10 protein-coding genes and 3 tRNA genes are annotated in these 12,723 nt (G+C 61.8%); 10 read left to right on the top strand and 3 right to left on the bottom strand.

The annotated features are described in order from the left end of the window. Positions 1 to 27 precede the first annotated feature (27 nt). The 10 genes from ACUIAG_RS05190 (at position 28) to rpmG (ending at position 7,520) form a co-directional block, all read left to right on the top strand. The gene (locus ACUIAG_RS05190; RefSeq protein WP_445340376.1) at positions 28 to 1,128 is read left to right on the top strand and encodes a histidinol-phosphate transaminase; all 1,101 of its coding nucleotides are present in this window, start codon (positions 28 to 30) and stop codon (positions 1,126 to 1,128) included. Between the two features lie 178 nt (positions 1,129 to 1,306). Next, positions 1,307 to 1,795, top strand: a complete 489-nt coding sequence (gene nrdI / locus ACUIAG_RS05185) for a class Ib ribonucleoside-diphosphate reductase assembly flavoprotein NrdI (protein ID WP_445339249.1) — start codon at positions 1,307 to 1,309, stop codon at positions 1,793 to 1,795. 65 nt (positions 1,796 to 1,860) lie between these two features. Then, positions 1,861 to 2,856 carry a class 1b ribonucleoside-diphosphate reductase subunit beta gene (gene nrdF / locus ACUIAG_RS05180; protein ID WP_045925134.1) on the top strand — a complete coding sequence of 332 codons (996 nt, stop codon included), beginning with the start codon at positions 1,861 to 1,863 and terminating at the stop codon, positions 2,854 to 2,856. 190 nt (positions 2,857 to 3,046) lie between these two features. Next, positions 3,047 to 3,544 carry a class Ib ribonucleoside-diphosphate reductase assembly flavoprotein NrdI gene (nrdI, locus tag ACUIAG_RS05175; RefSeq protein WP_101432834.1) on the top strand — a complete coding sequence of 166 codons (498 nt, stop codon included), beginning with the start codon at positions 3,047 to 3,049 and terminating at the stop codon, positions 3,542 to 3,544. A 51-nt stretch (positions 3,545 to 3,595) separates the two neighbouring features. Next, a complete protein-coding gene (nrdE, locus tag ACUIAG_RS05170; protein ID WP_445339248.1) occupies positions 3,596 to 5,791 on the top strand; it encodes a class 1b ribonucleoside-diphosphate reductase subunit alpha in 2,196 nt (731 codons plus the stop codon). A gap of 170 nt (positions 5,792 to 5,961) precedes the next feature. Further along, positions 5,962 to 6,957, top strand: a complete 996-nt coding sequence (nrdF, locus tag ACUIAG_RS05165) for a class 1b ribonucleoside-diphosphate reductase subunit beta (RefSeq protein WP_045924827.1) — start codon at positions 5,962 to 5,964, stop codon at positions 6,955 to 6,957. A gap of 116 nt (positions 6,958 to 7,073) precedes the next feature. Continuing rightward, positions 7,074 to 7,155, top strand: a tRNA-Tyr gene (locus tag ACUIAG_RS05160). Between the two features lies 1 nt (position 7,156). After that, positions 7,157 to 7,228: transfer RNA gene (locus ACUIAG_RS05155), tRNA-Thr, on the top strand. A gap of 4 nt (positions 7,229 to 7,232) precedes the next feature. After that, a tRNA-Met gene (locus tag ACUIAG_RS05150) sits at positions 7,233 to 7,306 on the top strand. Between the two features lie 46 nt (positions 7,307 to 7,352). Further along, on the top strand, positions 7,353 to 7,520 hold the full coding sequence (gene rpmG / locus ACUIAG_RS05145; RefSeq protein WP_015022386.1) for a 50S ribosomal protein L33: 168 nt from the start codon (positions 7,353 to 7,355) through the stop codon (positions 7,518 to 7,520). A 160-nt stretch (positions 7,521 to 7,680) separates the two neighbouring features. Here rpmG and ACUIAG_RS05140 read toward each other — a convergent pair whose 3' ends face one another. The 3 genes from ACUIAG_RS05140 to ACUIAG_RS05130 form a co-directional block, all read right to left on the bottom strand. Further along, positions 7,681 to 9,012, bottom strand: a complete 1,332-nt coding sequence (locus tag ACUIAG_RS05140) for an O-acetylhomoserine aminocarboxypropyltransferase/cysteine synthase family protein (RefSeq protein ID WP_445339247.1) — start codon at positions 9,010 to 9,012, stop codon at positions 7,681 to 7,683. 103 nt (positions 9,013 to 9,115) lie between these two features. Next, the gene (locus tag ACUIAG_RS05135; RefSeq protein WP_445339246.1) at positions 9,116 to 10,900 is read right to left on the bottom strand and encodes an ATP-binding cassette domain-containing protein; all 1,785 of its coding nucleotides are present in this window, start codon (positions 10,898 to 10,900) and stop codon (positions 9,116 to 9,118) included. Next, on the bottom strand, positions 10,900 to 12,720 hold the full coding sequence (locus ACUIAG_RS05130) for an ABC transporter permease (RefSeq protein ID WP_445339245.1): 1,821 nt from the start codon (positions 12,718 to 12,720) through the stop codon (positions 10,900 to 10,902). The genes ACUIAG_RS05135 and ACUIAG_RS05130 overlap by 1 nt, the downstream gene beginning before the upstream one ends. Positions 12,721 to 12,723 lie beyond the last annotated feature (3 nt).

The raw sequence follows: 12,723 nt of genomic DNA, 5'->3' as shown, positions 1-12,723 counted from the left end.
CATATGGCGGCCACTAGCATGGTGCCCATGTACTATCGTCATCGCGCCAGCATTGATTCCCTGCCCGGATACCGGCAGGGCAGCCCGGCACCAGCCGTTCCCGGGTTGACCAGCTACAAGATCTCCAGCAATGAGAACCCCTACCCGCCCCTGCCGGGTGTGCTCCAGACCGTCTTCGAGCAGGCCTTGGGCCATCTGAACCGCTATCCGGACATGCGTGGCACCCGTCTGGTGGAGCGGCTGGCTCAGCTGCACGGGGTGGATCCTGCATGCATTCAGCTGGGATGCGGGTCCACCGAGGTCATCACCCAGCTGGTTGACCTGGTGGCCGGTCATGGCGACCAGGTGGTCTACCCCTGGCGCAGCTTCGAGGCCTATCCCATCATCGTCACCTCGGCTGGAGCCACAGGGGTGCCCGTGCCCTTGGATAAAGAGGGGCGGCATGACATCGAGGCCATGATCGCCGCCGTCAACGAGCGCACCAGGCTGGTCATCGTCAACAACCCCAACAATCCGACTGCGACCAACGTCGACCGCGGCCAGGCCGAACGGCTGCTGCAGGCCCTGCCTGCGGATCTGCCGGTGCTCTTTGACGAGGCCTATATACAGTTCAACGACGATCCTGATCGCGCTGACGGGTTGTCGCTCATGCGCGAGCATCCCAATGTGATCGTGGCCCGGACCTTCTCCAAGGCCTACGGACTGGCCGGTCTGCGGATCGGGTACGCCGTGGCTGCCGAGCCGATCATCGCCGGCATGAACAAGGTGGCCCTGCCCTTCGGCGTCACCGATGTGGCCCAGACGGCGGCAATGGCCAGCCTGGATGCACAGGACCGCCTGGCCGAACGGGTCCAGGCACTCAAGCAGGAGCTGGCCAGAGTACTGGCTGGTTTGCAGGAGCAGGGGTGGAAGATCCCCCAACCTCGGGCCAACTACTACTGGCTGCCCCTGGGCCAGGCCTCCGCGCAGGCTGATCAGCGTTTCCGCGACGCAGGCTTGTCGGTCAGGACCTTCCCTGGCGAGGGCATCCGCATCACTGTGGGGGAGAGGGAGGCCAACGACCGGGTGCTGGAGGTCTGCGCCGACCTGCGTCGACAGGGTTTGCCGCAGGACCCGATCGCCGACTGAAGGTTGCGCTGGCGCAATCGTAAAAGCATTTGACTGCCGTCCCTGCTGTTGTATGGAATGTCACAGCGGGGGCGGTTTTGCTCCTGTGAGCTTGTGTCGTCTTGGATAAACCTATATATTGTGGTTGGCTGGCCAAGCATATCCAACATATAGTGTTTATCAAGGAGCAGCAGTCACTATGTCTTCAGCAGATGTGGATCGGCACGATCCTCTCGATGGCGCCTCCAGACTGGTGTATTTCTCCAGCGTCTCCAACAACACCCACCGCTTTGTGCAGCGGCTGGGCGTGGAGGAGCCCATCCGCATCCCCCTGTATGAACGGCGCCAGCCCATGCCTGTTATGGATGCGCCCTACCTTCTGCTGGTGCCCACCTATGGGGGCGGGTCAGCCAAGGGGGCCGTGCCCAAGCAGGTCATCCACTTCCTGAACAATCCGGTCAACCGCGGACTGATCCGCGGGGTCATCACCTCGGGCAACCGCAACTTTGGCAGCGCCTATTGTGCGGCCGGCCCGTTGATAGCCCGCCGGTGCGGCGTCCCTGAGCTCTATCGCTTCGAGCTGCTGGGCACCTCCGAGGATGTTCAAGCGGTCAGGGCCATTCTGGCCGGAATGGGAGTGCAGCTCCAGCAGCAGTCGACTGATTCACGAAAGGCGGTTTTGTCATGAGCCAGCAGGAAAGCACCGAAGAGAGCACCAAGTCAGAGGCCGGCGTCTATGCCGACGACGAGATGATGCGCCAATCCATCACCCCGCCCCAGTACCGTGTCACCCCTGAGGCCAGGATTCGCCCGGTCAATTGGAACAAGATCACCGACGAGAAGGATCTGGAGGTCTGGAACCGCCTGGTCTCCAACTTCTGGCTGCCCGAGAAGGTGCCCCTGTCCAACGACATCCCATCCTGGAACACGCTGACCGATCACGAGCGCCAGACCACGGTCCGCGTCTTCACCGGGCTGACCATGCTGGACACCACCCAGGCCACCATCGGTGAGCTGGTGCAGATCGATCACGCCCGCACCGAGCAGGAGCAGGCCATCTACACCAATATCGCCTTCATGCAGTCGGTCCATGCCCGCTCCTATTCCTCGGTCTTCTCCACCCTCTGCTCCAGCGAGGAAATCGACAAGGCCTACCGCTGGGCAGTGGCCAACGACGTCCTCCAGGAGCGCGTCCACACGGTCCTGCACGAGTATGTCAGCGAGGATCCCCTGAAGCGCAAGGTGGCCTCCACCATGCTCTCCTCGCTTATGCTCTATGCGGGCTTCTACCTGCCTCTCTACTTCTCCAGCCATGCCAAGCTGATGAACACGGCTGACATGATCCGGCTGATCCTGCGCGACAAGGCCATCCATGGCTATTACTCGGGCTACAAGTATCAGCGGGGTCTGGAGGAGAGGACCCAGGCCGACCAGGCCATGCTGGAGAAGTTCACCAACGATTTGCTGGACAAGCTCTATGATCTGGAGATGGTCTACTCCGGGCAGATCTATGAGGGCTTCCCCTTCGTCGAGGATGTCTTCGCCTTCGTCCGCTACAATGCCAACAAGGCGCTGATGAACCTGGGTTACCCGGCCCGGTTCGCAGCCGACCAGACCGATGTCAGCTCGGAGATCCTGGCGGCCCTGTCGCCATCGGCCAACGAGAACCATGATTTCTTCTCGGGTTCGGGCTCCTCCTACGTCATGGGGCATTCCGAGTCCACGGACGACGACGACTGGGACTTCTAGGCCAGTTACTTCTAGGCCAGTTGGAGACGGTGTGATATTGGGCACAGAAAACCCTATATATGCTCACCGTTTCCGATATCAACAGCACATATAGTAGTTCAGGCTCGCGCTGGGCGGGTTCTGATCGGTCCGTCCTCAGGGCGGGCATCACCGTCAAGACAGGCTCTGGATGGCCTGATCAGGAGGAAGCATGGAGCAACAGCAGACCGCCGGAACTGATTCGGAGCTCAGCGCTCCCGAGTTCGCCGCCCAGGGTCAGCGCCTGGGGGCTGTGGTCTACTTCTCATCGGCCTCGCGCAACACCGCCCGGTTCATCGCCAACTGCCATTTGGATGAGGAGGGGATTGACGTCTTCCGCATCCCTCTGAGGCCCAAGGACCCGCCGCTCAACATTCGACAGCCCTACATCCTGATCGTCCCCACCTATGGGGGCGGATCGGCCAAGAAGGCGGTCATGCCGCAGATCAAGCGCTTTCTGAACGACCCGGCCAACCGGGCCGGCATCCGCGGGGTCATCGCCTCGGGCAACACCAACTTCGGGGAGGCCTTCTGCATGGCGGGGGACATCATCTCCCGCAAGTGCAATGTGCCCTTCCTCTACTATTTCGAGCTCATGGGCACCAAGGAGGACCAGGAGAAGGTCCGCCGCGGGGTTGTGGATTTCTTCCGCAACCACCCCGAGTCCTGAGCCAATTTCATTACACGCATCATCACCGCAAAACTCATGAAAGGACACCCGATGGGAGCAAACGAGGACACGTCCCTGGCCCTGGACAGGACCGCATCCGAGGATGAGGAGACCTTCGATCCGGCTCACGACTACCATGCCCTGAACGCCATGCTGAACCTGTACGACAAGGACGGCAGGATCCAGTTCGACAAGGACCACGAGGCCGAGCGCCAGTACATGGACCGGCACGTGCGGCCCAACACCATGACCTTCCCCTCCACGGCCGAAAGGATCGCCTACCTCCTGGATCACGAGTACTACGACCGGAAGGTCTTCGATCGTTACACCCCTGAGTTCCTGGACAGGATCTACCGGCATGCGGCCGAGAGCGGCTTCGAATTCGAGACCTTCCTGGGCGCCTTCAAGTTCTACACCTCCTACGCGCTGAAGACCTTCGACGGCAAGCGCTACCTGGAGGACTTCCCCCAGCGCTGCGTGGCCGTGGCCCTGGAACTGGCCGACGGGGACGAGCAGGCCGCCATGAAGTACACGGACGAGATCATCTCCGGCCGCTTCCAGCCCGCTACACCCACCTTCCTGAACCTGGGCAAGGCCCAGCGCGGCGAGCCGGTCTCCTGCTTCCTGGTGCGCATCGAGGACAACATGGAGTCCATCTCCCGCGGCGTCAACGCCGCCCTGCAGCTGTCCAAGAGGGGCGGCGGCGTGGCCCTGCTGCTCAGCAACCTGCGCGAGATGGGCGCGCCCATCAAGCACATCGAGAACCAGTCCAGCGGCGTGGTCCCGGTCATGAAGCTCCTGGAGGATTCCTTCTCCTACGCCAACCAGCTGGGCGCCCGCCAGGGTGCCGGCGCCGTCTACCTGTCGGCCCACCACCCCGACATCATGCGCTTCCTGGACACTAAGCGGGAGAATGCGGATGAGAAGATCCGCATCAAGTCCCTGGCCCTGGGCGTGGTCATCCCCGACATCACCTTCGAGCTGGCCAAGCGCAAGGAGCCCATGGCCCTCTTCTCGCCCTACGACGTGGAGCGGGTCTACGGCAAGCCCTTCGCTGACATTCCCATCACCGAGCACTATGAGGAGATGGTCAAGGACAAGCGGATCCACAAGAAGTACATCGACGCCCGTGACTTCTTCATGACCCTGGCCGAGATCCAGTTCGAGTCCGGCTACCCCTATATCCTCTTCGAGGACACGGTCAACAAGGCCAACCCCATCGACGGCCGGATCACCATGTCCAACCTCTGCTCGGAGATTCTGCAGGTCCAGGAGCCCAGCACCTACTCCGAGAACCTGAACTACGAGCATATCGGCCGCGACATCTCATGCAACCTGGGGTCCCTGAACATCGCCAAGGCCATGGACGGCGGCCTGGCTGACACGGTCGAAACCTCGGTGCGGGCCCTGACCTCCGTCTCCGACCACACCAACATCGAAGCCGTCCCCTCCATCAAGAGGGGCAACGATGAAGGCCATGCCATCGGCCTGGGTCAGATGAACCTCCATGGCTTCCTGGCCCGCGAGGGCATCCACTACGGGTCCGAGGAGGGGCTGGACTTCACGGACATGTACTTCATGACCGTGGCCTACCACGCCTACAGGGCCTCCCATGCCCTAGCCGTGGAGCGGGGGAAGGCCTTCGCCTCCTTCGCCAAGTCCGACTACGCCAAGCCGGCAGGACAGGGGAACTACTTCGACAAGTACACCGAGGGCAGCCGTTCCCTGGAGCCCAGGACCCAGCGGATCAAGGACCTCTTCGACCAGTATCAGGTCCACATCCCCACGGTGGAGGACTGGAAGGAACTCCAGGCGTCCATCCTCAAGGACGGCATCTACAACCAGAACCTCCAGGCCGTCCCCCCGACCGGGTCCATCTCCTACATCAACCACTCCACCAGCTCCATCCACCCGATCGCCTCCAAGATCGAGATCCGCAAGGAGGGCAAGATCGGGCGCGTCTACTACCCGGCCCCCTACATGACCAACGAGAACCTGGACTACTTCGAGGATGCCTACGAGATCGGCTGGAAGAAGATCGTGGACACCTACGCCGAGGCCACCCAGCATGTGGACCAGGGGCTCTCGCTGACCCTCTTCTTCCCAGACACGGCCACCACACGCGACCTGAACAAGGCTCAGATCTACGCTTGGCGCAAGGGGATCAAGACCCTCTACTACATCAGGATCCGCCAGCAGGCGCTGGAGGGCACCGAGGTCGAGGGCTGCGTCAGCTGCATGCTCTAAGGCGCCTGTCCTCAGGAATGTGCAATCCCTGGTCGGTGCCGTCTTTGAGGGCGGCGCCGGCCCTTTGGCATCCGCATCCACAGGTCAGGTCCGTCCATGCGGTAGACTGACGGTCCAGTCTTGATCCGCTTCGCACTGTCGAACACCCATCCAACAAGGAGCAATCAACCATGGTCCCACCCATTTCCATTCCCCGGCAGCCGCTGAAGCTGATCGACCGGGTCTCCGCCATCAACTGGAATCGTCTGGAGGACGAGAAGGACCTGGAGGTCTGGGACCGTCTGACCGGCAACTTCTGGCTGCCTGAGAAGGTTCCCGTCAGCAATGATCTGCCCTCCTGGCAGTCTATGAGCGAGGAGGAGCACACCCTGACCATGCGGGTCTTCACCGGCCTGACCCTTCTGGACACCATTCAGGGGACGGTGGGCGCCGTCAGCCTGATCCCGGATGCGCTGACCCCCCATGAGGAGGCGGTCTACACCAACATCGCCTTCATGGAGTCGGTCCATGCCAAGTCCTACTCCTCCATTTTCTCCACCCTGGCCTCCACCCCTCAGATCGATGCCGCCTTCGAGTGGAGCGAGCACAACGAGTTCCTCCAGCGCAAGGCCCAGATCGTCCTGGACTACTACGAGGGCGACAACCCCCTGAAGCGCAAGGTGGCCTCCACCCTGCTGGAGTCCTTCCTCTTCTACTCGGGCTTCTACCTGCCCATGTACTTCTCCAGCCATGCCAAGCTGACCAACACGGCCGATCTGATCCGCCTGATCATCCGGGATGAGGCCGTGCATGGCTACTACATCGGCTACAAGTACCAGAAGGGGCTGGCCAAGGTCTCCGACTCTGAGCGTCAGGCCATGAGCGACTACACCTACGAGCTCCTGGGCGACCTGTACGACAACGAGGTAGAATACACCGAGAGCCTGTACTCCGGGGTGGGCCTGGTGGAGGATGTCACCAAGTTCCTGCGCTACAACGGCAACAAGGCCCTGATGAACCTGGGCTATCCCGCCCTCTTCCCCTCGGACACCACCGATGTGAATCCGGCCATCATCGCATCCCTGAGCCCCAATGCCGACGAGAACCACGACTTCTTCTCCGGCTCTGGCTCCTCCTACGTCATGGGCAAGGCCGTGGAGACGGATGACGAGGACTGGGATTTCTGACCGGTTTGTCCCGCCCTGACGCGGAAGACACGACGTTGGATCGGGACTTGCGGAAAACAGAAAAACATGTCATTATAGGCAAGTTGCCGTACGGAGCTCCGGTTCTAGTGCGGCATGGCGGATTTCCCAAGCGGTCAAAGGGAGCTGACTGTAAATCAGCCGCGTAATGCTTCAGAGGTTCGAATCCTCTATCCGCCACGCCTCGGTAGCTCAGTGGCAGAGCACTTCCTTGGTAAGGAAGAGGTCGTGAGTCCGATTCTCACCCGAGGCTCTCTGGCGGGGTAGCTCAGCTGGCTAGAGCGTACGACTCATAATCGTAAGGTCAAGAGTTCGAGTCTCTTCCTCGCTACTGTGGCCGACATACGTCGGTCGTGCAACGACTATAGAGGTGAACCATGGCAAAAGCCGCAGATATCCGTCCTGGCATTACGCTGGCGTGCACCGTGTGCAAGGAGCGTAATTACATTACGACCAAGAACCGTCGTAACACTCCTGACCGTCTGGAGCTCAAGAAGTTCTGCCCCCGTTGCGGCAAGCATACCCTGCACCGGGAGACCCGCTGAGTTCTTCCCGTCTTTTGGCTTCATCGGAACCCGACCATCTGGTCGGGTTCTTTTTTATACAAGCGTTCTTCCTTATGCAAATCCGCCTATGTTCCTGCCCCGCATTATCTGCGGATAGTGTTGGAAGCAGAACGGGTTTGGCGATGTAGGGGCTCAGCCTTCAGAGAGCGCCCTGGTAGGCGGACGCAAAGGCCTGATCCAGATCGGCGATCAGGTCGTCCGGGTTCTCCAGGCCTACGGAGATTCGAATCAGGTCGTCGCCCACACCGGCGCTGAGGCGGTAGGGTTCTGGAACCTCCCTGTGGGTGATCCTGGCCGGGTCCACAATCAGGGTGCGGCAGTCGCCGATGTTGGGCATGTAGCTCATGAGACGCACCGAGTCCACGATGCGCTTGACCTGCTCGTAGCCCCCTTGGACCTTGAAGGAGAGAATCGTGCCGACGCCCTTGGGCAGCAGGGTCGATGCCAGGTGGTTCTGCTGATCTGCATCGCCCTGGTGCCGCCCCTCGGGTATGCCCGAATAATTGACCTGCTCCACTTGGGGAATGGTCAGCAGGTGGCGGGCCAGGGTTGTTGCCGTTTTCACCTCGGTGGCGACCCGCTGGGCCAGAGTCTCAAGGCCCGTCAGCTGCAGATAGGCGGTGAAGGGACTCATGACCGCCCCAAAGGTGTGCAGGTACTTGGTATGGACCCTGTGCAGGAAGGCCATCTTGCCGAAGGCATCCAGAAAGCTGACCATGGACCCGTGCCGCTCGTCGCTGATGATCAGCTCGGGCTGGCTCATCTGCGGGAAGCGGCCATTGCCCCAGTCGAACCGTCCCGCATCCACGATGACCCCGCCCAGGGCATTGCCGTGGCCGCTGATCCCCTTGGTGGTCGAATGCACGACGATGTCGGCGCCGAAGTCGATCGGATTGAGCAGGTATGGCGTGGGCACCGTATTGTCGATGATCAGGGCCAGTCCATGCCGGTGGGCCAGTTCGGCCAGGCCAGGGATGTCGGCTATGGCTGTGGACGGATTGGCCACGGACTCAGCGAAGATGGCCCTGGTGTCGTCCTGGATCAGGGATTCCACTGCCTCAAGGTCGTTGATGTCGTCCACAAAATCTGTTTCGATGCCGAAGTTGGGAAAGAAGGTCTTCATGGTATCCACGGAGGTTCCATAAAGATCGACAGGGGAGATCAGCCTCCCGCCACCTTCGGCTGCGCACATGAGGGCGGACGACACGGCGGCCATCCCCGAGGCCATGGCTACAGCCCCCTTGCCCCCCTCCAGACTGGCCAGGCGGTCCTCCAGGACCTTGACCGTGGGGTTGGCCAGGCGGGAGTATGAGAATCCTTGAATTTCGCCGGCGGCCAGGGCGTCTGCCCGGTCGGCGGTGACCATGTCAAAGGCGGCCGACTGGTAGATGGGGACGCTGGCTGCGCCCCCGCCCTGGCTCTGACAGTCATAGCCGTCATGGACGGCTCTTGTTGCAAATCCTTTGCTCATACGAGTTGTGCCCCTATGCTTGTGTCCGGTCGGGAATCCCTTGCTAGCCCACCATCGAATCTTCTTTCAGAGCCTCAGGCAAGGTTGCTCCCATAGGTGTTCCTTATCGCCCGCTATCGGAGGTTGCCTTGCCCAGGTATGCCTGGCGGACACGTTCATCATTCAAGAGCTGTCGGGCAGGCCCCTCCAGACGGATCAAGCCGTTCTGCAGCACGTACCCGTAGTCGGCGATGGACAGGGCCAGCTCGGCCTGCTGCTCGACCAGAAGGATGGAGATGCCCAGCTGGTCCCGAAGGGAGGCGATCTGCTCAAGCACCTGGTCGACCAGCTTGGGCGAGAGGCCCATGGTCGGCTCGTCCATGCATATCAGCCGGGGATGGCTCATCAGGGCCCTGCCGAAGGCCAGCATCTGCTGCTCGCCTCCTGAAAGGGTGCCGGCCTGCTGCCCGCGGCGTTCGGCCAGGCGGGGGAAGCGCTCATATATGGTATCCAGATCCTGTTCGATCTGATTGCGCTCCCTTTGGGTGTAGGCGCCCATACGCAGGTTCTCCTCCACGCTCATGGCCGCGAAGACCCTTCTTGCCTCCGGAACTGAGGCGATTCCGGAACGGACCCGATCCTTGGTGGGGGAGTGGGTGATTTCCTGTCCATCCAAACGGATGGTCCCCTCCTTTGGAGCCAGCAGGCCCAGGATGGTCTTTATGGTTGTGGACTTGCCTGAAGCGTTTCCACCCAGAAGCGAGACGATGCCGCCTTGGGGAATGCGAAGACTGACATGGTCCAGGGCCTTGACCGGGCCATAGCTCACATCGACGCCATCCAGGGAGAGCAATGTTCGTTCCCCCTCGGCTGTCGGCTTCCCCTCATCATCAGAGGCCTCAGCCTTGGCTCTCAGCCTGGTTCCCGTGCTGTCGGGATCCTGGCCATCAATCGGTTCCGCAGCGGTGACCGGAGCCAGGGCGTTCTGTCGGGCCAGAACATCCGCCTGCCCGTTCATGGGGGCATCGTTGCGGGGTCTGCGGTCGCCCAGGTATGCGGTGATGACGCGGGGGTCGGCACTGACCTGCCTGGGAAGTCCGGAGGCGATGATCCGGCCGCCGTCCATGGCGATGACCTGGTCGCAAAGTGCTTCGATCAGATCGATCTTGTGCTCGACCAGAAGCATGGTCTGACCCTGGGCCTTGAGCTCCAGGAGCTGTTGCAACACCTCGGCCGTCTCCGACTGGTTCATTCCTGCGGTGGGTTCGTCCAAGACCAGGATGTCGGGGGAACTGACGTGGGCTCTGGCGATCTCGGTGCGGCGCCTGTTGGCGTAGGACAGGGTGTAGGCGGCCTGGGTGCGATGCTCCTCCAGGCGCTCGCTGAATCTGTCGATCTCGGACTGGACGGCCTTGCGTTCGGCGACCGCCTCCCTCCCGCAGGCGGGACCGGGCACCAGCGTCAGCCAGGTCTGCGTCAGCAGGGGGATCCATCGCAGGATGGGCCACCTCTCCAGACGGCGAAAGGGCCTGCGGGCTTCCAGGCGCCTATGGAATCCTACGGCCACGTTCTCCTCAACGCTCATGGTCGGGAAGACCCTGCCGTTCTGGAAGGTGCGGGACACCCCCTGCTCGGCCATGTCCGTAGCGGGCAGGCCGGTCACGGTGCGTCCCCTCAGGCTGATCTGGCCCGAGTCGGGCTTGAGAAAGCCGCAGATCAGGTTGATGGTCGTGGACTTTCCTGATCCGTTGGGGCCGATAATGCCTATCACCTGGCCGGATGCCAGATCCATGTTGACGTCGGCCACCGCCTGCAGTCCCTGGAAGCTCTTGCTCAGATCGCGCACGCTGAGCAGGGGTTGATCGGGATTGTCGCGTGCGGGTTCGGGACTATGCTGACTGCCTGTCATCATGCCCTCCTTTTGGTTGAGAACAGGCCTTGTGGTCTGCAGATGATGAAGATGATCAGGACGAGTCCGTAGGCCATGATTCTCACCTCGGGCAGGATGCGCAGCAGTTCAGGGGCGCCTACCAGGATCAGGGAGCCGATCACGGCTCCGGTCGGGGACTTCATCCCACCCAGGACGATGATGGTCAGAATCAGGGTCGACATGGTCGGATTGAAGAGGGTCGGGTCGATATAGGTGTACTGGTGTGCCAGCAGGGCTCCTGCGATACCTGCCGACCCGCATGCCAGGGCGTAGGCCAGCGCCTTGTAGGCCCCTGTCCTGATCCCCAGGGACCAGGCCGCTTGTCCGTCCTCGCCGATGGCCTCGAAGACGTGGCCCAGATGTGAGGACCGGATCCGGGAGGTCACTGCAAGGACCAGAAGAAGAATGACCAGATCCAGCAGGTATTGCATCTGCTGGGTGTAGAGCGGCTTGCCCAGGAATGTCGGCAGGGGAATGCCCTGCAGACCTAGCGAGCCCCTGGTCAGAGGTTCCCAGATGCGGATGATGGCGACCATGACTGCTCCAACGCCTATGGTGGCGATAGCCACATAGTGGCCACTGAGCTTCCATACCGGGAATGTCAGCAGGGATGCGGCCAGGGCGGCGATGACGGCCGCGCCCAGCAGGGAGAGGGTGAAGGGCCAATGCAGACGCATGGTCAGCAGGGCCGAGGCGTAGGCTCCCACGGCCACAGGTCCCGCCAACCCCAGGATGGTCTGACCGGCTGATCCTGAGATCAGCGTCAGGCCCACTGCGGCAATGGCGTATATGGCAACCTGGGTCCCGATGCCGGCCAGATGGTCGGAGAAAATGAAGGGGGTGGCCAGGGCGGCTGCTGCAAGGCCGAGGTTGGCCCAAAGCGGCAGACGGATGGGTCTGGCGGCTTCCGGGAGGGTTCCGGTCATGGGCTCCTTGCCCATGTCTGCCTTGCGGCCCAGGAATCCTGAAGGCTTGAGGATCAGAACCAGCAGGAGGGTGCCGAAGGTGATCAGGTCGTGCACGCCATCGCCGAAGAGTCCTACGCCGACGGCCTCGGCCAAACCCAGCACCAGGCCACCGATGATGGCTCCGGGGATGGAGCCCAGCCCGCCGATGGCGGCGGCCACGAAGGCCGTCATGCCGATGGTGTTGCCGTCCATGGGGTTGATGTTCGTCTTGAACAGGCCGATGAAAATTCCGGCGATACCAGCCAGGACCGAGCCGATAACGAAGGCTATGGTGCGAATGGAGGTGACAGGTACTCCCATCTGCAATGCGGCCTGGGAATCCTGGGAGGTGGCCCTGATGGCCTGTCCGATCCTGCCATAGGTCAAGAAGGCCCAGAGCGCAACCATGCTGGCCAGGGCAACCAGACCCATGACCAGGTCGGAGGTGCCGAAGCTGATGCCCAACGCATGCAGGTTGTGGGTGGGCAGCAACTGGGGGAAGGCCCTGGTCTGAGAGCCGAAGATCAGCTGCATTCCGTTATCCAGGACCTGTCCTAGGCCAACGGTGCCCAGGAGGGCTGCAATTGGCTGCCGGCCCTCCAGGGGAGTGATGACCAGGAGGTTGGTGACCAGACCGACCAGGCCTGTGACCAGGACGACGGCCAGGATGGTGGGAACGAGCCCCCAACCGAGGGTGGAGCCCACCCACCAGGCCGTCATCATCCCGACCGCTACCAGGGATCCTTGCGCGAAGTTGGCCACATTGGTCACTCCGAAGACCAGGGACATTCCCACGGCGGCCAGAGCGTAAACACCGCCGTGGATGAGTCCGGAAAAGAGCGTCTCGACCATGAT

This window comes from Bifidobacterium sp. ESL0825 (assembly GCF_052606465.1).
Note: the sequence above shows the minus strand (reverse complement) of the source record. Positions and strands in the feature narration are given on the sequence as shown.

What these genes read in the sequence shown, in the direction of transcription:
- ACUIAG_RS05135 (WP_445339246.1), bottom strand. Translation starts at nt 10,900, where the DNA reads ATGACAGGCAGTCAGCATAGTCCCGAACCCGCACGCGACAATCCCGAT.
- ACUIAG_RS05140 (WP_445339247.1), bottom strand. Translation starts at nt 9,012, where the DNA reads ATGAGCAAAGGATTTGCAACAAGAGCCGTCCATGACGGCTATGACTGT.
- ACUIAG_RS05190 (WP_445340376.1), top strand. Translation starts at nt 28, where the DNA reads ATGTACTATCGTCATCGCGCCAGCATTGATTCCCTGCCCGGATACCGG.
- nrdF (WP_045924827.1), top strand. Translation starts at nt 5,962, where the DNA reads ATGGTCCCACCCATTTCCATTCCCCGGCAGCCGCTGAAGCTGATCGAC.
- rpmG (WP_015022386.1), top strand. Translation starts at nt 7,353, where the DNA reads ATGGCAAAAGCCGCAGATATCCGTCCTGGCATTACGCTGGCGTGCACC.
- nrdF (WP_045925134.1), top strand. Translation starts at nt 1,861, where the DNA reads ATGCGCCAATCCATCACCCCGCCCCAGTACCGTGTCACCCCTGAGGCC.
- ACUIAG_RS05130 (WP_445339245.1), bottom strand. Translation starts at nt 12,720, where the DNA reads ATGGTCGAGACGCTCTTTTCCGGACTCATCCACGGCGGTGTTTACGCT.
- nrdI (WP_445339249.1), top strand. Translation starts at nt 1,307, where the DNA reads ATGTCTTCAGCAGATGTGGATCGGCACGATCCTCTCGATGGCGCCTCC.
- nrdI (WP_101432834.1), top strand. Translation starts at nt 3,047, where the DNA reads ATGGAGCAACAGCAGACCGCCGGAACTGATTCGGAGCTCAGCGCTCCC.
- nrdE (WP_445339248.1), top strand. Translation starts at nt 3,596, where the DNA reads ATGGGAGCAAACGAGGACACGTCCCTGGCCCTGGACAGGACCGCATCC.